We start from the raw sequence: 17643 nt of genomic DNA, 5'->3' as shown, positions 1-17643 counted from the left end.
CAGGGCGCTGTGTTGTCAAAACCATGTGCCCGTTTTTTCGACGCAAAAAGGCCTGCGCGAGGCGCAGACCTGAAAAAACTTTACCTATTTGCAGCTTCTTACTGGAGCGTGCCGATGAATGCGCCCGCGCAAAGCGCAAAGATGATCGTGCAGAGATAAAGCGCGCGATCCCAGTTCAGATCCATAAGAACGCTCAGGCCACGGTAGCCTCGTGTTATCGTTTGCATGTCTCGCTCCCCTCATAGGTGCATCGTTGTAGAGGGTCTGGATGACAGCAAATTGTGGCAAACGCGGGGGGCAAATGTGGCAAAAGCAAGGCATTTGCCCTGCTTTCCCTGTTTTCTAATGCTCCCGCTGCTTTTACCCTACGGGCAAAACAGATCGTTAAACAACGCAAACAGCATAAGCCCGAGAACCATCGTGATCCCGATACTCATCAAAATGCGCAGTGCCTTGTCGCTGGGTGGTTTTCCGCGCACCGCCTCATAGGCGTAGAATGTCAGATGCCCCCCGTCCAAAGCAGGGATCGGGAATAGGTTGAGCAAACCGACCGCCGTGCTGAGCACTGCGATAAAGTTTATAAAGCTCATAGCGCCTTGGCTTGCCATCGCGCCCGATACCTGTGCGATGCCGACAGGGCCGGACATGTTACAGCTGCTGATTGCCCCTGTCGCCATATGCCACAGGCCTGAAAGCGATCCTTTAATAATGCGCCAAGTCCCCGCCACGCCGCGCTCTGCTGCTTCCAGCAGACCAGGTGTTTCTGTTGCCGGCGTGATTGCACTGTCGCTGGAAATACCGATGCGCAGCACGTTGATAAAGCTGCCATCAGGCTGCGGCTCATCCGTGGATTTGGGAATAAGAGTGAACTGCAGCGTCTCGCCATCGCGCCAGACGTCCAGCAGCAAGGGGCGCCCTTCGGAACTCTCTACTGCATCTTTAAGCTGCTGAAACGCAAATGTCGGCGCACCGTCAATGCCGACAATGACGTCACCGCTGGCCAAGCCTGCATCAAGTGCTGCCGTCTGTGGCCCCACTGAACCGACAAGCGCAGGCTGCGGATAAGGGCCATCAACTGTCAAAGACGTACCGTCGCGCAGCACCGTATACTCTAGCACGGGCTCCAGCGGGAGATCATCAAGATAGCTGCGATATTCGGGAGATTGGGTGTTGGACGGCATTTCACGTCCGGCAATCGACAGGATAACATCGCCCTGCTCCAGCCCCACAACCTGATTTGGCATCGGCTTTAGCGCCTCGACGGTTAGAGGGTCACGCACGCTGCCAAGGCTCATCGCGATGGCGCCAAAAATGATGATCGACATTGCAAAGTTAAACGCAGGCCCCGCCGCAACTGTCAGCGCACGCGCCCAAAGCGGCGCACCATGCATGGTGGCCCGCAGGCGCGCAGGGTCATCAGCGACTTGCGCTATTGCATCCTCGTCCTTGCCCGACGCGGCGTTAGCATCGCCTGCAAACTTCACATAGCCGCCAAAAGGCAGGGCAGCGATCTGCCATCTGGTGCCGTGCTTGTCATACCGCGCGTACAGCACAGGACCAAATCCCAGCGAAAAGACATCTGCTTTGATCCCGCACCAGCGGCCAACGATGTAGTGCCCGTATTCATGGATCGCCACGATCACCGACAGCGCGATGATAAACGCGGCGATGGTCCAGATAAACCCGCCGAACTGCGGAACCAATGTTGTGAAATCCAATGCTCTACCCTGCTCTTTTTCTATAGCTGCCGAATTTAGCCCTGACAGGTCTTGATTGCCTGCCATGCGGCCTGACGTGCCAAATGATCCGTATGCAGCACGTTATCAAGTGTCATGGTGGCATCAATATGACCACCCGACGCATCCATGTGTTCCAATGTGCTCGCGACAACATCTGACATCTGGGTAAATTTGAGGTGTCCTGCGATAAACCCGTCCAGCGCTGTTTCTTTTGCTGCGTTAAACACAGCGCCTGCCAGCCCGCCCCGCGCCATGACCTCACGCGCGATGCGCAGCGCGGGCCAGCGGATATCATCCGGGGCGCGAAACTCGAACGTGCCAATGGCCGCCAGATCCAGCCGCTCGACCGGCAGCGTGCGCCGCGCGGGATGGTGCAGCGCATAACCGATGGCATGGCGCATATCGGCTGGCCCTACATGGGCCATCAAAGCACCGTCATTGAAACCGACCAGCGCGTGGATCATGCTTTGCGGGTGTATCAAAACCTCGATCATGTCAGGATCAACGCCAAAGAACTCCCGTGTTTCAATGACTTCCATCGCTTTGTTAAACATGGATGCGGAATCAATAGTGATCCGCTGGCCCATATCCCAATTCGGATGGCTGGATGCCTGATCCAGCGTGGCCCCCGCCAGATCTCCGATCGGCCAGTCGCGAAACGCCCCGCCAGAGGCCGTTATGATGATCCGCTCAACTGCCTCCATCGGCTCTCCTACAAGAGCTTGGAAAACGGCAGAATGTTCGCTGTCCACCGGCAGGATTTCGGCGCCATGACTGCGCGCGGTCTGAAGCAGCAACTCACCCGCACAAACCAGTGATTCCTTATTGGCAAGAGCGAGCGTTGTCCCCTGCGTCAGCGCAGCCATTCCAGGTGCAAGGCCCGCTGCCCCCACAATCGCAGACATGATCCAGTCCGCAGGGCGATGCGCTGCCTCTTCAATGGCCACGGCCCCCGCTGCTGCCTCAATCCCCGAGCCATCAAGTGCAGCACGCAATACGGGCAGCTTTGCCTCATCTGCGGTAATGGCGATCTGGGCATTCAGCGTGCGGGCATCTGCGGCAAGCTGCGCGATATTGCTGGCCCCTGTCAGCGCCACCACGTCATATTCATCCGGTGCGCGCTTGATCAGATCAATCGTATTTTGCCCGATAGACCCGGTCGCCCCGAATATACTTACCCTGCGCATCAGCTCAGCCCAATCCGGGCGGAAAGCCGATGAACTGGCCTATGATAAGCAAAAACAAGGAGGCCCCCAGCATACCATCAAACCGGTCCATCAAGCCCCCGTGACCGGGGATCAGGTTTGAGCTGTCTTTGACGCCCATTTTTCGCTTCATACCACTTTCTGCAATATCACCCATCTGCGATGCCATTGATATTGCGACCGAAATACCAATTATCTGATAACCAACCCCAGTGTTTATCGAAAACACCAGCCCGACCAGTGCCGCACCGACCCAGCCGGCGCCAGTGCCCGACCACGTCTTTTTGGGACTAACAGCGGGCCAGAACTTGGGGCCACCAAAGGTACGGCCTGCAAAATACCCCACTACATCGGTTACCACGACAACAATGACCAACCACAACATCCAGCCCAGACCCATGTCGTCGCGCACCTGCATCATGCCAAAGCCTGACATCAGGATCATCACGGTAAATGCCATATAGATCGTGCGGTTGCGTGTCAGTTGTCCAAAACCCACCAACGCCGGTGCAAGCAACAACGGCAACGCAAAGCCAATGGGCAAGTACACCGACAAAAACACAGCCCCGCCCGTGAGCAGGCCCAACATGAGCTGCGTATTAGCCCCGTCGGGGCGCAGCATCCCTACCAGCTCCCAAACCATCAGTCCGCAGATGACAGCGACCAGAACATGGAAAACATGCCCACCCATCCAGATCCCGAAGGCACCCAACAGCACCATCGCAAGGCCAGAGCCGACGCGAACCGTTAAATCAGACCATTTTTCCGTACCGTCCATGCCCCACCTCAGATTGCGTCAGGTTTTGACCGCCCCAAACCGTCGGTCCCGCCCGCCATAGGAGGCGCAGAGCCGCGCAAACTCCATTCGCGTGAAATCAGGCCAGAGTGTATCGATGAATTCATATTCCGCATAGGCCGACTGCCAGAGCAGGAAGTTGGAAATGCGTGCCTCGCCGCTGGTACGGATTACAAGGTCAGGATCTGGCAAAACATAAGTATCCAAATACTTTGGCAGCGTTTCTTCATCTATATTCTCAGGATCAAGCCGCCCTTCGGAGACATCTTGCGCCAACCGCTTGGTTGCGCGCGCCACCTCGTCACGGCCACCATAGTTAATCGCAATGGTCAGGTTAACGCTGGTGTTCTGCGACGTAATCTCTTCAAGATCGTTCATGAGCTTGATCAGCTTGTCGTCCAGCCGCACCCGATCCCCGATAAAGCGCACGCGCACACCGCGCTCGTTCAGGGCGCGGGTTTCTTTGGTAATATAGCGGCGAAACAGACTCATCAGGCCTGCAACCTCAACCTGTGTACGCTTCCAGTTCTCCGTAGAAAACGCAAAGATAGTCAGATACTCGACCCCTACATCAGGGCAGGCCTCAACCACTTCGCGCACACGCTTGGCCCCTGCATGGTGACCGAACAGTCGCGGGCGTCCCCGCTGGGTTGCCCAACGACCATTCCCGTCCATAATGATTGCAACATGGCGCGGCCCACCGGGAGTGGCGGCTGGCAATGGTTCGGGCTGGGCTTTGGCGCGTTTGATCATGTTAGTCTATGCATCGTTGGGGGCCTGTCATTTGCTTCGGGTGTTCCCGATAGGACAGTGATCCGCCCATATTAAGGCAAAAGCCTGTTAAACTTGCATGATTTCCGCTTGCTTCGTCTCTAGCAGGTCATCAATCGCCTTGATCTGCTTGTTGGTCAGGTCCTGCACTTCGCTTTCCCAGATTTTCTGGTCGTCCTCGGACATCGCGCCATCGTTCTTGGCCTTTTTGATCTGGTCCATTCCGTCACGGCGGATGTTGCGGATGCTGACACGCGCATTTTCGGCATAGCCACCAGCAACCTTGGTTAGTTGTGTGCGGCGCTCCTCGTTCAGCTCGGGGATGGGCAGCATGATGATGGTACCATTCAACTGCGGATTGATGCCCAGACCACTTTCACGAATTGCCTTTTCGACCTTGCCGACCAGACCCTTGTCCCAGACGTTAATCGTAACCATCCGTGGTTCCGGCACGTTTACCGTGCCTACCTGATTGACCGGAGTCATCTGCCCGTACGCGTCAACCATCACCGGTTCCAGCATAGAGGCCGAGCCGCGGCCCGTGCGCAAAGACGCAAATTCGGTCCGCAGCGAGGCGATTGCCCCGGTCATACGCCGCTCAAGATCGTCGGTATCGAGCATGAAGTCTTCAGACATAGGGTGCCTCGTCGTTAATATCGTTACCGCGGAGGTTTAGAACATTGGCCCGCACAAGGAAAGGCAGGTTTATCGGCACCACGCTTTTAAGTGACATGATGCCGTTACTGTACGCTTTGCCGCCGCCGAGACCCCGGCCAGTATCACTGCTGGCCGCGCACGCGTCCGAGTGTCTGTAAAACGATGACCAACAGCGCCGCACCAGCGGCCCATGGCAGAGCATCCTGCACAGGTGTTACCGGACAAACACGGCACATATCGTCCGCACCCGTCGCGGCGAACAGATTAATGGCAATCGTACCTGCAAAAACAGCCACGGGCAAAGCCAGCCGCGCACCCAAGCTGCTGGATGCCTCGACTTGGGGCGCGCTGTTGAAATCGGTTTGTGTCATCAGATCCTCCATTTTCAGAAAATCTGCTGATATTGCGCAATTACGCCAGAAATAGGGCGTTATCCCTGCACGCGGGTATAGGTCCCCTCGCCTGCAAGGATGCCTTTGAACCCGCCTGGCTCATCCAGAGAAAAGACGATGATCGGCAGGTTGTTGTCGCGCGCCAGTGCAATGGCGCTTGCATCCATCACACCCAGACGTTTGGCCAGCACGTCGTCATAGCTGACCGTGTCATAGCGTTTTGCATCGTCGTGCTTTTCGGGGTCCTTGTCATAGACACCATCCACCTTGGTGCCTTTGAAGATCGCCTCGCAGGACATCTCGTTGGCGCGCAGGGTCGCAGCAGTATCGGTGGTGAAATAAGGGTTGCCCGTGCCTGCGGCAAAGATGCAGACGCGCTTTTTCTCAAGGTGGCGAACGGCGCGGCGGCGGATATACGGCTCGGCCACCTCGTTCATGGTAATGGCAGAGATCACACGGGTATGGATGCCTTCGGCCTCCAGCGCGCTTTGCATTGCCAGCGCGTTCATCACAGTGGCCAGCATTCCCATGTAGTCTGCCGTGGTCCGCTCCATGCCCTGCGCGCTGCCTTGCAAACCGCGGAAAATATTACCACCACCGATGACCATGCAAATCTCGACACCCATATCATGGACCGATTTGACCTCTTTCGCGATCCGCTCAACCGTCGGCGGGTTCAGTCCGAACCCCTTGTCCCCCATCAGCGCCTCGCCCGAAATTTTGAGCATGACCCGTTTAAATGATGTTTGCGGGGTATCTGACATGGGAAGGACCTTTCGGGGGGTGTTGCGATGGGAGGCTTTCTATTGCATGCAAAATGTCGCAAATACGCGGCAGGTTCAATGCAGCAAGGGCGAGAGGAGCAAAGAAATGTCACAATCGCAGCGCGCCGCCTTGCTGGACAGTATCCCGCCGGAGCGTCCGGTGCTGATCGCGGGACCGACCGCTTCGGGCAAATCCGCACTAGCGCTGGAAATTGCAGCGCGCGGTGGAGTGATTATCAACGCGGATGCCAGTCAGGTTTATGCCTGTTGGCATGTAATTTCTGCCCGCCCCTCCGCAGAGGAAGAGGCACAGGCACCACATTACCTATACGGCCATTTGCCCGACGATGCCCCTTATTCAACGGGCCATTGGCTGCGCGAGGTCAAAGACTTGCTGGCAACAGGTGCACGGCCGATCATTGTGGGCGGAACCGGGCTGAACTTCACCGCACTCACCGAAGGTCTGGCTGACATCCCACAAACACCAGCCGAGGTGCGGGCATCGGGCAATGAAATGACTCTGGCCAGCTTGGTCGCGGGGTTGGATGCGGCAACTGCGGCGGGGCTTGATCTGTCCAATCGCGCGCGGGTACAGCGCGCATGGGAGGTTTTGCAGGCTACAGGGCGCGGTCTGGCTGCGTGGCAGGACAAAACACCGCCGCCTTTGTTGCCGCTTGATGCTTGTTGTCCCATCGCATTGCAGGTCGAGCGGGACTGGCTGAACGCACGCATAGAGCAACGGTTTGACGCGATGTTGGCCCAAGGCGCGCTGGATGAGGTCCGTGCTGTCGCCCCCCGCTATACCCCGCAGCTGCCCGCGCACAAAGCCATCGGTGTGCCGGAACTGATGGCGCATATACGCGGCGATATTTCACTGAAGGCCGCGCGCGAAGCCGCCGTTATCGCCACGCGGCGCTACGCAAAACGTCAACGCACCTGGATACGCAGCAAAATGGGCGATTGGTACAAATTGGACCTGCCCGAATGATCTTGGATGATCGCTGATTGAGCAGTGCGGCATTTTATCGCCGCAGGTGTTACGTAAGGTGTTTTTCATGTCGGCGCGGCGCGGTAAGGTGACACTCCTTTCAATGTTAGTTCGGGAGCCACAGGCGAGATGAGCGATCTGCACCTTGGCATACAGACCCTTGCGCAATTCGGCGGCGGGCAAAGCTGGCGTCTCGCGCTGGCCCATGACCGTGCGCACCATACTTTGCTGTGGTTCACCCGTGGGCAGGGCCGCATCCTGATGGACGGACGCAGACGCGGCCTTGGTACGCATAACGCCGTATTTGTACCGGCACAGACACTCTTTGCCATAGACATCAGCCCCCAAACACTGGGTCAGGTCGTTACGATCCCTGTTGGCACACCGCTGCGTCTGCCTGATATGCCACGCCATCTGCGGGTGCGCGATGTGCATGTACAGGCAGAGCTTGGCGCGTTGATCGAAGCTGCCCAAAGGGAACAGTCACAGACACGTCCCCTCGCCCATGACGCACTAGAAGCGCATGTGGCGCTCATGTCAGTCTGGCTGCGCCGCCAAATCATGGAGGAAGAACACATCCCCAGTCCACGCAGCGCGGGCGAGCGGTTGTCACGCCGGTTTGTTCAAATGATCCCGAAACACTTCACCTCTGGCGCGCCAGTGTCATTTTATGCGGCGGAGCTGGGCGTCACGCCCACCCATCTGAGCCGTGCAGTAAAAGCAGCAACAGGTAAAACCGCTGCGGACCTGCTGACCGAACGGGTAGTGCACGCCGCGCGCAGTCTGTTGGAGCAGACGACCCACCCTGCCCGCAACATCGCAGCACATCTCGGGTTTGGCAGCGCCGCCTATTTTACACGCTTTATGCAACAACACGCAGGCGCACCACCCAGTCAGCTGAGGGCCCAGGCACCGCGTGGAGGCCAGCAGGCCGCGCAAAACCCGCGAACCAACACCCCACGATCACGCGCTTCAGCCTAGGCAACCGCCATTTGCGACATTTCTTGTCGCTAATTAACGACAAATTGTCTCGCCGCGACATTGACGTGCCAACTTAACTCGTGCCTCATAGGGACCGAAAGCGGGCTGGTATGAACCGCTTCAAAAATCAAAAGGTCTGGCAAACAGACCCAAGGGGGAGATGACATCGCACGCGGGCTTACCTGCCTGCGCACGGACGACGGCTTTGGCCGCGCAAATTTCCTGATCAAAAGGGCAAAAGCCCGAAACATCGTGGGCGGGATCAACCTGCTCTAAGCCAACGACAGGGGCTACTATTCATGGGACTATTCATTCTCAGACGTCTGGGTGTGATGCTGCTGACGGCGCTTTGCCTGACGTTCATCGTATTCTGGCTGACGAACCTTTATCCGAACCTCGAAAAACTTGCCAAAACCCAAGGCAACTTCCGCATGAGCGACGAAGCCGTGACATCCTATCTGGGCGATCGCGGCTATCTTGAGCCTTTGCCGATCAAGTTCGCGCAGTGGCTGGGCGTCGCACCGGGTTGGGTGACCGAAAAAGAGGGTGGAGAGACCTTTGGCCGCTGCTTCAGCTCGGACACCCCACAAGACGAGCGCCGCAGCTTTTGCGGCATCCTGCAAGGGGATTGGGGACAATCAACCGTGTTCAAGGACGATGTGGGCAGCATCGTGGCCACGCGGCTGGGCCTGACAGGAAAGCTGATGTTCTGGGTGCTTGTGCTGATGGTGCCCATGGCCCTGACAATCGGCGTGCTTGCCGGGATGAAGGAAGGCTCCAAAGTGGACCGATCCCTCTCGACTGTCTCGATTGTCAGTACGGCCACGCCTGAATACGTCTCTGGTGTTATCTTTATTGCGGTCTTTGCTTCTTCGGCCTTCGGGCTCAAGTGGTTCAAAGGCTCGGCCACCTCGGCGATGGAAAACGCCAATTTCGAGAACTTCTTTCTGCCGGTATTGACCATCTCGCTTTACGGGATGGGATATATCGCGCGGATGACGCGGGCCAGCATGACCGAGGTGATGACCGCCCAGTATATCCGCACTGCCCGCCTAAAAGGGGTGAGCTTTGGTAACATCGTGATGAAACACGCATTGCGCAACGCGCTCATAGCTCCTTTTACGGTGATCATGTTGCAGATCCCGTGGCTGCTGAATGGTGTGGTAATTGTTGAAACCCTGTTCAACTACAAGGGCTTCGGCTGGGTATTGGTACAGGCGGCAGGCAATAACGACATTGAGCTGCTCTTGGCTGTCTCGGTCGTGTCGGTTGTCGTTGTGTTGCTGACACAGCTGATATCGGACATCGGCTATGTCTTCCTCAATCCACGCATTCGCATTTCATAAGGGAGGGCAGAGATATGGAACAACTTACTTGGACAGGCGCGCTTTCGCCGCTTAATCTTTTCCTCGCTTTGGCCGTGGCTGTATTGGTGATTTCAATCATCGCTCAGATCCTCGTCAGTTTTGCACCCTCGGATGGTGGCCGTGCCGTCTATGCCGATGGCACAATGTCTGCAGATAAGGGCGTTTCTGGCTTTATCGGGATGATCGTACAGTACGGGCTGCTGGCGACTATCGCCATTATTCTTCTGTATGTGCTGGCGGGTATCTTTATGGGAACAGATGCAGGCATCATTGGCGGGATGGCCCAACAGCTGTTGCCCGTCTGGATCGCGCTTACCGTCACTTATGCCTTGTCGATTACCTTCAAGCGCAAGCTCGGGCTATACGGCAAGCTGTTTGACAGTACCGTGGGCATGATCGGCTTTGGCCTTGTGATGTTCTGGGTCTATGCAGGATTTTTTGGCGGGGTGCTGGATATGATCACCACGCATGATACCCTGAGCCAGTATTCTGGTATGAAAAACAAAAACCCCGGCACGCCCCTGCGCGGTGCCGAGGACGGCGAGTATATGTGGTTCTTGTTGGGCGGGGACAACCTTGCCCGTGACGTCTTCAGCCGCTTGTTTGACGGTGCGTGGGTCGTGGTCAAGATTGCCCCCTTTGCGACGTTGTTTGCGTTCATGGTGGGCATCACACTGGGTCTGCCTGCGGGCTATTACGGCGGGCGGCTGGATACAGTCCTGTCCTTTCTGGCCAACCTGATCCTCGCGTTTCCGGTTATCTTGCTGTTCTATCTGCTGGTCACACCCGAAATCGTGCTTACGGGTATTCCCAATTATATGGCGCTGGTTCTGTTCGTGTTTCCGCTGGTGTTTCTGGCGATCTTGCTCAACTCGCGCTTTTACACCCAACCAAGCCTGCGCACACCCTTGCTTATCGTCGTGCTAGGAATTGGTGCGTGGCTTTATCTGTCGCTGGTCAGCACGGATGGTGCAGTTGTCGCAACGCCGACCTATACGATACCCGGCTTGCCTGCGGCACTGGACGGGTTCGACATTGATCCCAATCTGCTGGTTGTTTTCGTGTCCGTTGTCTTTGTGAACGCGCCTACGGTGTTTCGTATCGTGCGCGGCCTCGCGCTGGATATCAAAACCCGCGATTACGTCGCCGCTGCACAGACACGCGGTGAAGGGCCTTGGTACATCATGTTGTGGGAAATTCTGCCCAACGCACGCGGGCCGCTGATCGTCGATTTCTGTCTGCGTATCGGCTATACCACCATCCTTTTGGGAACTTTGGGTTTCTTCGGACTGGGTCTAGCCTCGGAAAGCCCCGACTGGGGAACCACGATCAATGCAGGGCGGCGCTTGCTGTCTATCTATCCGCACGCGGCGATTGCACCTGCGGTATCATTGCTGACGCTTGTACTGGGCTTGAACCTGCTGGCCGATGGTCTGCGCGAAGAAAGTCTGCGGGATTGATATGATTTGAGCGGGCGTTCGGGGCTCTGCCCCGGACCCCGGAGGATTTATGGCCAAGAAAAATATGCGCAATAGCGCGTTGATCTGGCAAAGGAGACCAAGATGCCAAAGACCGATTATGATGGTCCTATTCTGGAGATCGACAAGCTGTCGATTTCATTCTTCACACGACTTCGCGAAATTCCTGCGGTGATGGATTTCTCTGTCTCGGTCAAACCTGGTGAGGCAGTAGGCCTTGTGGGCGAGAGCGGATGCGGGAAATCAACCGTGGCGCTGGGCGTGATGCAGGACCTTGGCAAGAACGGACGCATCGTTGGCGGCTCGATCAAGTTTAAAGGGCAAGATCTGGGCGAGATGAGCGATGGCGATTTACGCAAAATCCGTGGCTCGGAGATTGCGATGATTTATCAGGAGCCTATGGCCTCGCTGAACCCTGCCATGAAGATTGGCAAACAACTGGCTGAAGTGCCCATGATCCACGCAGGCATGTCCGAAAAGGAGGCCTATGAGCGTGCGTTGCAAGTGGTAACAGATGTAAAGCTGCCCGATCCCAAGCGTATTCTGGAAGCCTATCCGCACCAGCTGTCAGGCGGGCAACAACAGCGCATCGTGATCGCCATGGCTTTGATGAGCGAGCCTTCGTTGCTTATTCTGGATGAGCCGACAACCGCGCTGGACGTGACAGTCGAGGCGGCGGTTGTCGAATTGGTCAAGGACCTGGGCAAGAAATACGGCACCTCCATGCTGTTTATCTCACACAATCTTGGTCTTGTACTGGAGACCTGTGACCGCATTTGCGTGATGTATTCGGGCGAAGCCGTAGAGCGGGGCAGCATCGAAGATGTCTTTGACACCATGCAGCACCCTTACACGCAGGCGCTGTTCCGTTCCATCCCGCTGCCCGGTGCAGACAAGAACGCGCGCCCCTTGATTGCCATTCCGGGAAACTTCCCCCTGCCCCATGAGCGCCCAAAAGGCTGCAACTTTGGGCCGCGCTGCGATTATTTCGAAGCAGGCCGCTGCGATCAGGGCGATATTACGATGAAGGACGTGCCTGGCAACAATCGCCATGCCACCCGCTGTGTGAAATTTGACGAGATCGACTGGAATGCGCCACTGGAGCTGGCCGAGGTCAAGACCAAGGGTGAAATCGGGGATGTTGTCCTGAAAATGGACAACCTCAAGAAATACTATCAGGTCGCGGCTAATGCCATGTTTGGCGGGGGCGATACAAAGGTTGTGAAAGCCAACGAAACCCTGAGCTTTGAGGCGCGTGAAAGCGAAACATTGGCCATCGTAGGGGAATCAGGCTGTGGCAAATCCACCTTTGCCAAAGTGCTGATGGGTCTGGAGACCGCAACTGACGGGACTATTTTGCTGGATAATCAGAGCATTGGTGACGTCCCTATTGAGGAACGGACAACACAAAACGTGGCTGATATACAAATGGTCTTCCAAAACCCGTTTGATACGCTCAACCCCTCTATGACCGTGGGCAGACAAATTGTGCGCGCGCTGGAAATCTTCAAGATCGGCAAGAACGAGAAAGAGCGGTGGGACCGAATGCTTGAACTGCTTGATCTGGTGAAGCTGCCGCGCGAGTTTGCCACGCGCATGCCACGCCAGCTGTCCGGTGGGCAAAAGCAACGTGTGGGAATTGCGCGGGCCTTTGCGGGGGACGCACGAATTGTTGTCGCGGATGAGCCTGTCTCGGCGCTCGACGTTTCGGTGCAGGCCGCCGTGACCGATCTGCTGATGGAAATCCAGCGCGAACAAAAGACCACGTTGCTGTTTATCTCGCATGATCTGTCAATTGTCCGTTACCTGTCTGATCGCGTGATGGTGATGTATTTGGGCCATGTGGTCGAGCTTGGTACAACTGATCAGGTGTTTAGCCCCCCGTATCATCCCTATACCGAAGCTCTGCTGTCAGCCGTTCCCATTGCGGACACACGTGTAAAGAAAAAGCACATCGTGCTGGAGGGCGATATCCCTTCTGCGATGAACCCGCCGTCGGGCTGCCCCTTCCAGACGCGCTGCCGCTGGAAAAGCAAAGTACCGGGCAATCTTTGCGAGAAAGAAGTGCCGCCTGTGCGGATGCTGGAGGGCGATCATCAGGTCAAATGCCACTTGTCCCAAGAGGAATTCGACGGCATGGAGCCTGTCATCGAGATGGGTGACGTTGCTGCGGAATAGTGTAACCAGCTTGTGCAAAACAACAAAGGGCGGCCCCGAAATGGACCGCCCTTCTTTATTTTGTAAACACGATACGTCTTAGAACAATGGCAGCTCCAACAGTGCCATTGCGATCACGCATGGGAAATATGCGGCGGCAAAGAAAAAGAATGAGGGGAAACGACTGCGCATCGTTGCGCCCGCAATTGCCATGACCGGACCTGCGCACAGGGCGATGAGGGTCGGAATAATGATCATCTCGTTGTATTCAAAACCCGGGCCCCAAGGCATAGCGGGGTTTTCCAGACCAGCGGCGATTGTGCCTGCGATCATCCCCAACACGGCGCCCATCAACATTGGTTTGATGTTTCGGCGCGCCGTGGGGGTCTGACTTGCTACTGAGGGAGAACTAAACATGGAGGTTGCCGTGCCTTCGCCTGTCGCCATTTCGGCGCGGCCATAGCCAGCGTGGTTGTTGATACGTGCAATGCGCTGGTTAAAGATATCATGGCTCATGTTACTAACTCTCGTCCAAACTCGTTACTGGTTAACGTATTGTCGGTTAATGGGGCCACATTTGGGCAAAACAGGGCTACGAATTTGGCGGAACGATACAACTTTCAACACAATGGAATAAAATGTATACTTCTCAAATGGTTACGGATAGGCGATCCGCAGCGGCGGGTCACCAAGTTGACGCAAGGTTAGCCTTAGGGAAGGTAAATTTAACGCAAATTAGCTGCCCGTAATTATGCGAACGTAGTTCTTAGTCTCGCGAAATGGTGGAATCCCGCCATACTTCTTAACGGCTCCGGGGCCTGCATTGTATGCTGCTAGCGCCAGGCGCCACGTGCCAAAAGTATCGTATTGTTGACGCAGGTATCGTGCGCCCCCTTCAAGGTTCTCGGCAGGTTTGGTCGGATCAACGCGCAGCAAAGCCGCAGTGCCAGGCATTAATTGGGCAAGACCAATGGCGCCTGCATGGCTGACAGCCTTGTGGTTCCAACGGCTTTCCTGATGGACAAGACGCAGGAATAAATCTTGCGGAATTCCGTGTTTGTCCGCTGCTGCGCGGGCCATCGCCAAAAACGGCCCTTTGTAACGCCCTCTATACTTCTTGACCTTTTCACCACTTCCATCGTCCCATTTGGTCGGCGTTACGACCTTGGGCGGCTGCAAGCGGGCAGAGCCGTGATATTGTTTTGTGGCGCGGGTATCGAGAAGTTTCTTCTGCGAGGCAAAGAGCTTGGAGCGGTTTTTGGAGGAGAAAATATCGGCTGAAACAGGCGCGCCCAGACCGATCGCTCCTGCAACCAATGCTACTACTGCTATGCGCATACTGGCCCCCGCCCGCAAGATCGTGATTTTCACGCACTATACCAGACAATGCAGCCGTGACCAGACCTTGATCGACGCAGTCGGCACAGGCCCGATAAACCACGTGTCCCCGCCCCGTGATCCCGTTATAAGAACGGCGGAAACGGCCTTGCGGGATTCGGCACGGTCGCAGCATTTGACACATATACACCAACGCGGGAGAGCAGCATGGCCGGCTCAGTAAACAAAGTTATCCTTATCGGCAATCTGGGGCGTGACCCCGAAGTGCGCAGCTTTCAGAATGGGGGCAAGGTGTGCAACCTGCGCATTGCAACCTCGGAAACATGGAAAGACCGCAACACTGGCGAGCGTAAAGAAAAGACCGAGTGGCACACAGTCGCGATTTTTAATGAGGGGTTAGTCCGGATCGTCGAACAGTATCTCAAAAAAGGCTCAAAAGTATATATCGAGGGCCAGCTGGAAACGCGCAAATGGCAAGACCAGTCCGGTGCGGATCGCTACTCGACAGAAGTAGTCTTGCGCAACTATGGCGGCACGCTGACCATGCTTGACGGTCGCGATGGCGGCGGCGGCGGCGGCATGGGCGGTGGCGGCGGCTATGACCAAGGCGGCGGCGGTTACGACCAAGGCGGTGGCGGTTACGATCAGGGTGGCGGCTATGGCGGAAGCTCGGGCGGCGGCGGCGGCCAGCCTGCCGGCGGCGGTGGCGGCCGTGATCTGGATGATGAAATCCCGTTCTAGGGCACCCCTATGACGCCCGAGATCAAGGTCTTTCTGGTGTCGGCAGCAGCGATTGCTTTTGCCTACACCGCTCTCTATCCCCGCTTGCCGGAAAAAACACTGGGCAAGATGGTAATGCTGGACGTTATCTTGTCGGCACTTTTGCTGCTTGCCGTCGGGTGGGTCTACTACGGCACAGGCACAGTGTTCTCGCTGTTGTTGTTTGATGTGCCATGGTGGGTGTTCACGCTCCTTGCCGCGGCATTGGTTGAGGGTCCGTTTTTTCTATGGTTCTGCAAAAAATGGAACATCGACCTCAACCCGCCGATGGACTGAACTCTAGCCTGTGATGGCGCTACCGTTGCGCCAAGGCATCGGACAACACTGCCAAGACATCGTCGCGCACCACATCGCCTGTCACAAAGGCCTCGCCAATTCCGCGCGCAAGGATAAACCGCAGCTGGCCTTCGACTACCTTTTTGTCCTGTCCCATAAGCGCCAGTAAACTCTCCGCATCAGGCAAATCACCCTCAATGTCGGCCAGATCGACCTTCATTCCCATCTCACGCAAGTGCGCGCGCAGACGGCTTGGTGCTTCTTGTGCACAAAGGCCCATGCGCGATGACAACTCGAACGCAAGCGCGCAGCCGATGGAAACGCCTTCTCCATGCAGCAAGCGGTTGCTGTATCCTGTCGCCGCTTCCAGAGCGTGGCCAAACGTATGGCCAAGGTTGAGCAGCGCGCGCTCGCCCTGCTCTGTCTCGTCGCGCACAACAATATCCGCCTTCATCTGCACCGCGCGGCGCACCGCCTCGACACGCGCAGGGCCATCGCCTGCCGCCAATGCAGTGCCTTGCACCTCTAGCCAGTCAAAGAACGCGGCATCACCCAACAGGCCGTATTTCACAACCTCGCCATACCCCGCCAAAAAGTCGCGCGGCTTGAGCGTACCCAAAACGGATGTATCCGCCAGCACCATCGAGGGCTGGTGAAACGCCCCCACAAGGTTCTTACCGTGCCGCGTATTGATGCCCGTCTTACCCCCGACCGAGCTGTCGACCTGTGCCAGAAGTGATGTGGGTATCTGGACAAACCGCACCCCACGGCGCAACACCGCAGCCGCAAACCCCACCAGATCCCCAATCACGCCGCCGCCGAAGGCCACGACCACATCGCCCCGCTCAACCTGTTGGTCCAAAAGCCATTCTACACAACGGGTGAGTTCGGCCCAGCATTTCGTCGCCTCGCCAGCGGGCAAAATCAGCGCCTGCATTTCGATGCCGTCTGCGGCCAATCCCGCGCGCAACGTCTCCAGATGCAGCCCTGCAACCGTTTCGTCACTGATCACGGCCACACGCGGGCGACGTAATAGCGGCGCGATGTGCTTGCCCGCAACATCCAACAGGCCTGGCCCGATCATCACATCATAAGCGCGCCCAGGCAGGGGCACATGCACTCGCTCAAGCATCCAGACGCTCCAAAACATCATTACGTGTCAGCAATGTCTCGATCACACGCTCGGCCATTGCATCTATCGACAGGTTGTCTCCACAGGCCACACGCAGCTCGGCCAGCCTATAAATTGGGGTCCGCGCGTCAAATATCGCACCAAGCGTGGCGCGGGGGTTGGCTGTACGCAGCAACGGGCGGGTGTCTTTATGGCGCACACGGCTCCACAACAGGTCCAGATCCGCATCCAGCCACAGCGCCACACCTTTTTGGCGGATATTGTCGCGGTTTATTTCTGCCAGATAGGCACCACCGCCAGTGGAGAGAATACCACTTTGGGTTTCCAGCAACCGCCGTATCACTTCGGTCTCGCGTTTGCGGAAAAACACCTCGCCGTCGCGCTGGAATATCTCGGGGACCGATTGGTTCGCCGCTGCTTCTATCTCGGCATCACTATCGAGAAACGGCACCCCCAGTTTAAGGGCCACGGCACGGCCCACAGCCGTCTTGCCCGCACCCATCATACCCACCAAAGCTACCGTTTTTTTCAAACGGTATGGCGGGGTCTGTCGGCGGATGTCAGCCGTGGGAGGATCAATTTCACGCATTTCTCTCTGAATGACGTGATCTTACCGAAAAGGCCATATATAGTTTGTGAAAATAATGGCAAATCAGGCAGGCACTTATGTTAGGCAAACTATTCAAGCTTCTGTTTATCCTTGCGATTCTCGGATTCATCGGGCTTGTGGGCTTTGCCTATGTCGGGCCGGAACTGGGCATTGATTTTGCCCCGCCCACCGAGGAAATACGCATGCCCGTTACGCTGGAGGGCCAGTAGCGC

Annotated in this window: 20 protein-coding genes; 8 read left to right on the top strand and 12 right to left on the bottom strand. The window is 56.7% G+C overall.

Annotated elements, in window-relative coordinates:
• Positions 1 to 98 precede the first annotated feature (98 nt).
• The 8 genes from Q0903_RS15240 to pyrH all read right to left on the bottom strand — a co-directional run bounded on the left by Q0903_RS15240 (position 99) and on the right by pyrH (position 6324).
• Positions 99 to 227: a hypothetical protein gene (locus Q0903_RS15240; RefSeq protein ID WP_299029965.1), complete on the bottom strand. Its 129-nt coding sequence runs from the start codon at positions 225 to 227 to the stop codon at positions 99 to 101.
• 138 nt (positions 228 to 365) lie between these two features.
• A complete protein-coding gene (rseP, locus tag Q0903_RS15235; protein WP_299029962.1) occupies positions 366 to 1718 on the bottom strand; it encodes an RIP metalloprotease RseP in 1353 nt (450 codons plus the stop codon).
• Positions 1719 to 1753: 35 nt separating this feature from the next.
• Complete coding sequence (gene dxr, locus Q0903_RS15230) at positions 1754 to 2926, bottom strand: 1-deoxy-D-xylulose-5-phosphate reductoisomerase (RefSeq protein ID WP_299416833.1); 1173 nt, start codon at positions 2924 to 2926, stop codon at positions 1754 to 1756.
• Positions 2927 to 2930: 4 nt separating this feature from the next.
• Positions 2931 to 3722 (bottom strand): phosphatidate cytidylyltransferase, encoded by a 792-nt coding sequence (locus tag Q0903_RS15225; protein WP_299416831.1) that lies wholly within the window; start codon positions 3720 to 3722, stop codon positions 2931 to 2933.
• A gap of 18 nt (positions 3723 to 3740) precedes the next feature.
• Positions 3741 to 4493: a polyprenyl diphosphate synthase gene (gene uppS, locus Q0903_RS15220; RefSeq protein ID WP_299029953.1), complete on the bottom strand. Its 753-nt coding sequence runs from the start codon at positions 4491 to 4493 to the stop codon at positions 3741 to 3743.
• Between the two features lie 87 nt (positions 4494 to 4580).
• Complete coding sequence (gene frr / locus Q0903_RS15215; RefSeq protein WP_299416828.1) at positions 4581 to 5147, bottom strand: ribosome recycling factor; 567 nt, start codon at positions 5145 to 5147, stop codon at positions 4581 to 4583.
• 143 nt (positions 5148 to 5290) lie between these two features.
• Entirely contained in the window at positions 5291 to 5539 is a 249-nt protein-coding gene (locus Q0903_RS15210) for a hypothetical protein (protein ID WP_299029950.1), read from the bottom strand.
• A gap of 59 nt (positions 5540 to 5598) precedes the next feature.
• Complete coding sequence (gene pyrH / locus Q0903_RS15205; protein WP_299029948.1) at positions 5599 to 6324, bottom strand: UMP kinase; 726 nt, start codon at positions 6322 to 6324, stop codon at positions 5599 to 5601.
• A 106-nt stretch (positions 6325 to 6430) separates the two neighbouring features.
• On the opposite strand from pyrH, the gene miaA reads away from it, so the two are divergent.
• From miaA to Q0903_RS15180, 5 genes are all read left to right on the top strand, one after another.
• Positions 6431 to 7312 carry a tRNA (adenosine(37)-N6)-dimethylallyltransferase MiaA gene (miaA, locus tag Q0903_RS15200; protein ID WP_299416826.1) on the top strand — a complete coding sequence of 294 codons (882 nt, stop codon included), beginning with the start codon at positions 6431 to 6433 and terminating at the stop codon, positions 7310 to 7312.
• A gap of 129 nt (positions 7313 to 7441) precedes the next feature.
• On the top strand, positions 7442 to 8293 hold the full coding sequence (locus tag Q0903_RS15195; protein WP_299416824.1) for an AraC family transcriptional regulator: 852 nt from the start codon (positions 7442 to 7444) through the stop codon (positions 8291 to 8293).
• A gap of 299 nt (positions 8294 to 8592) precedes the next feature.
• Entirely contained in the window at positions 8593 to 9639 is a 1047-nt protein-coding gene (locus tag Q0903_RS15190; RefSeq protein WP_299416822.1) for an ABC transporter permease, read from the top strand.
• A 14-nt stretch (positions 9640 to 9653) separates the two neighbouring features.
• Entirely contained in the window at positions 9654 to 11120 is a 1467-nt protein-coding gene (locus Q0903_RS15185) for an ABC transporter permease (protein ID WP_299029937.1), read from the top strand.
• Between the two features lie 102 nt (positions 11121 to 11222).
• Entirely contained in the window at positions 11223 to 13316 is a 2094-nt protein-coding gene (locus tag Q0903_RS15180; RefSeq protein WP_299416820.1) for an ABC transporter ATP-binding protein, read from the top strand.
• Positions 13317 to 13394: 78 nt separating this feature from the next.
• On the opposite strand, the gene Q0903_RS15175 is transcribed toward Q0903_RS15180, so the two are convergent.
• Positions 13395 to 13811, bottom strand: a complete 417-nt coding sequence (locus tag Q0903_RS15175; protein ID WP_299029929.1) for a hypothetical protein — start codon at positions 13809 to 13811, stop codon at positions 13395 to 13397.
• Between the two features lie 219 nt (positions 13812 to 14030).
• On the bottom strand, positions 14031 to 14633 hold the full coding sequence (locus Q0903_RS15170; protein WP_299416817.1) for a lytic transglycosylase domain-containing protein: 603 nt from the start codon (positions 14631 to 14633) through the stop codon (positions 14031 to 14033).
• Between the two features lie 207 nt (positions 14634 to 14840).
• Here Q0903_RS15170 and ssb point away from each other — a divergent pair, with 207 nt between their 5' ends.
• Both ssb and Q0903_RS15160 read left to right on the top strand, forming a co-directional pair.
• On the top strand, positions 14841 to 15374 hold the full coding sequence (ssb, locus tag Q0903_RS15165) for a single-stranded DNA-binding protein (protein WP_299416815.1): 534 nt from the start codon (positions 14841 to 14843) through the stop codon (positions 15372 to 15374).
• Positions 15375 to 15383: 9 nt separating this feature from the next.
• Positions 15384 to 15689: a hypothetical protein gene (locus tag Q0903_RS15160; protein ID WP_299029923.1), complete on the top strand. Its 306-nt coding sequence runs from the start codon at positions 15384 to 15386 to the stop codon at positions 15687 to 15689.
• A gap of 19 nt (positions 15690 to 15708) precedes the next feature.
• Here the strand turns inward: Q0903_RS15160 and aroB are convergent, their stop codons facing one another.
• Together aroB and Q0903_RS15150 are read right to left on the bottom strand one after the other, a co-directional pair.
• Positions 15709 to 16821, bottom strand: coding sequence for a 3-dehydroquinate synthase (gene aroB / locus Q0903_RS15155; RefSeq protein ID WP_299416813.1), 1113 nt, complete (start codon positions 16819 to 16821; stop codon positions 15709 to 15711).
• On the bottom strand, positions 16814 to 17410 hold the full coding sequence (locus Q0903_RS15150; protein WP_299029917.1) for a shikimate kinase: 597 nt from the start codon (positions 17408 to 17410) through the stop codon (positions 16814 to 16816). The genes aroB and Q0903_RS15150 overlap by 8 nt, the downstream gene beginning before the upstream one ends.
• A gap of 77 nt (positions 17411 to 17487) precedes the next feature.
• Between Q0903_RS15150 and Q0903_RS15145 the strand changes: the two genes are divergently transcribed.
• Positions 17488 to 17640 carry a hypothetical protein gene (locus tag Q0903_RS15145; protein ID WP_299029914.1) on the top strand — a complete coding sequence of 51 codons (153 nt, stop codon included), beginning with the start codon at positions 17488 to 17490 and terminating at the stop codon, positions 17638 to 17640.
• Positions 17641 to 17643: the final 3 nt, after the last annotated feature.

Origin of the sequence: uncultured Sulfitobacter sp., assembly GCF_947502895.1 — a bacterium.
Classification (GTDB): Bacteria; Pseudomonadota; Alphaproteobacteria; order Rhodobacterales; family Rhodobacteraceae; genus Sulfitobacter.
Note: the sequence above shows the minus strand (reverse complement) of the source record. Positions and strands in the feature narration are given on the sequence as shown.

Bases quoted from the DNA above. Each gene is read 5' to 3' on its own strand.
- Q0903_RS15240 (WP_299029965.1), bottom strand. From the start codon at position 227: ATGCAAACGATAACACGAGGCTACCGTGGCCTGAGCGTTCTTATGGAT.
- dxr (WP_299416833.1), bottom strand. From the start codon at position 2,926: ATGCGCAGGGTAAGTATATTCGGGGCGACCGGGTCTATCGGGCAAAAT.
- Q0903_RS15225 (WP_299416831.1), bottom strand. From the start codon at position 3,722: ATGGACGGTACGGAAAAATGGTCTGATTTAACGGTTCGCGTCGGCTCT.
- uppS (WP_299029953.1), bottom strand. From the start codon at position 4,493: ATGATCAAACGCGCCAAAGCCCAGCCCGAACCATTGCCAGCCGCCACT.
- frr (WP_299416828.1), bottom strand. From the start codon at position 5,147: ATGTCTGAAGACTTCATGCTCGATACCGACGATCTTGAGCGGCGTATG.
- Q0903_RS15210 (WP_299029950.1), bottom strand. From the start codon at position 5,539: ATGACACAAACCGATTTCAACAGCGCGCCCCAAGTCGAGGCATCCAGC.
- pyrH (WP_299029948.1), bottom strand. From the start codon at position 6,324: ATGTCAGATACCCCGCAAACATCATTTAAACGGGTCATGCTCAAAATT.
- miaA (WP_299416826.1), top strand. From the start codon at position 6,431: ATGTCACAATCGCAGCGCGCCGCCTTGCTGGACAGTATCCCGCCGGAG.
- Q0903_RS15195 (WP_299416824.1), top strand. From the start codon at position 7,442: ATGAGCGATCTGCACCTTGGCATACAGACCCTTGCGCAATTCGGCGGC.
- Q0903_RS15190 (WP_299416822.1), top strand. From the start codon at position 8,593: ATGGGACTATTCATTCTCAGACGTCTGGGTGTGATGCTGCTGACGGCG.
- Q0903_RS15185 (WP_299029937.1), top strand. From the start codon at position 9,654: ATGGAACAACTTACTTGGACAGGCGCGCTTTCGCCGCTTAATCTTTTC.
- Q0903_RS15180 (WP_299416820.1), top strand. From the start codon at position 11,223: ATGCCAAAGACCGATTATGATGGTCCTATTCTGGAGATCGACAAGCTG.
- Q0903_RS15175 (WP_299029929.1), bottom strand. From the start codon at position 13,811: ATGAGCCATGATATCTTTAACCAGCGCATTGCACGTATCAACAACCAC.
- Q0903_RS15170 (WP_299416817.1), bottom strand. From the start codon at position 14,633: ATGCGCATAGCAGTAGTAGCATTGGTTGCAGGAGCGATCGGTCTGGGC.
- ssb (WP_299416815.1), top strand. From the start codon at position 14,841: ATGGCCGGCTCAGTAAACAAAGTTATCCTTATCGGCAATCTGGGGCGT.
- Q0903_RS15160 (WP_299029923.1), top strand. From the start codon at position 15,384: ATGACGCCCGAGATCAAGGTCTTTCTGGTGTCGGCAGCAGCGATTGCT.
- aroB (WP_299416813.1), bottom strand. From the start codon at position 16,821: ATGCTTGAGCGAGTGCATGTGCCCCTGCCTGGGCGCGCTTATGATGTG.
- Q0903_RS15150 (WP_299029917.1), bottom strand. From the start codon at position 17,410: ATGCGTGAAATTGATCCTCCCACGGCTGACATCCGCCGACAGACCCCG.
- Q0903_RS15145 (WP_299029914.1), top strand. From the start codon at position 17,488: ATGTTAGGCAAACTATTCAAGCTTCTGTTTATCCTTGCGATTCTCGGA.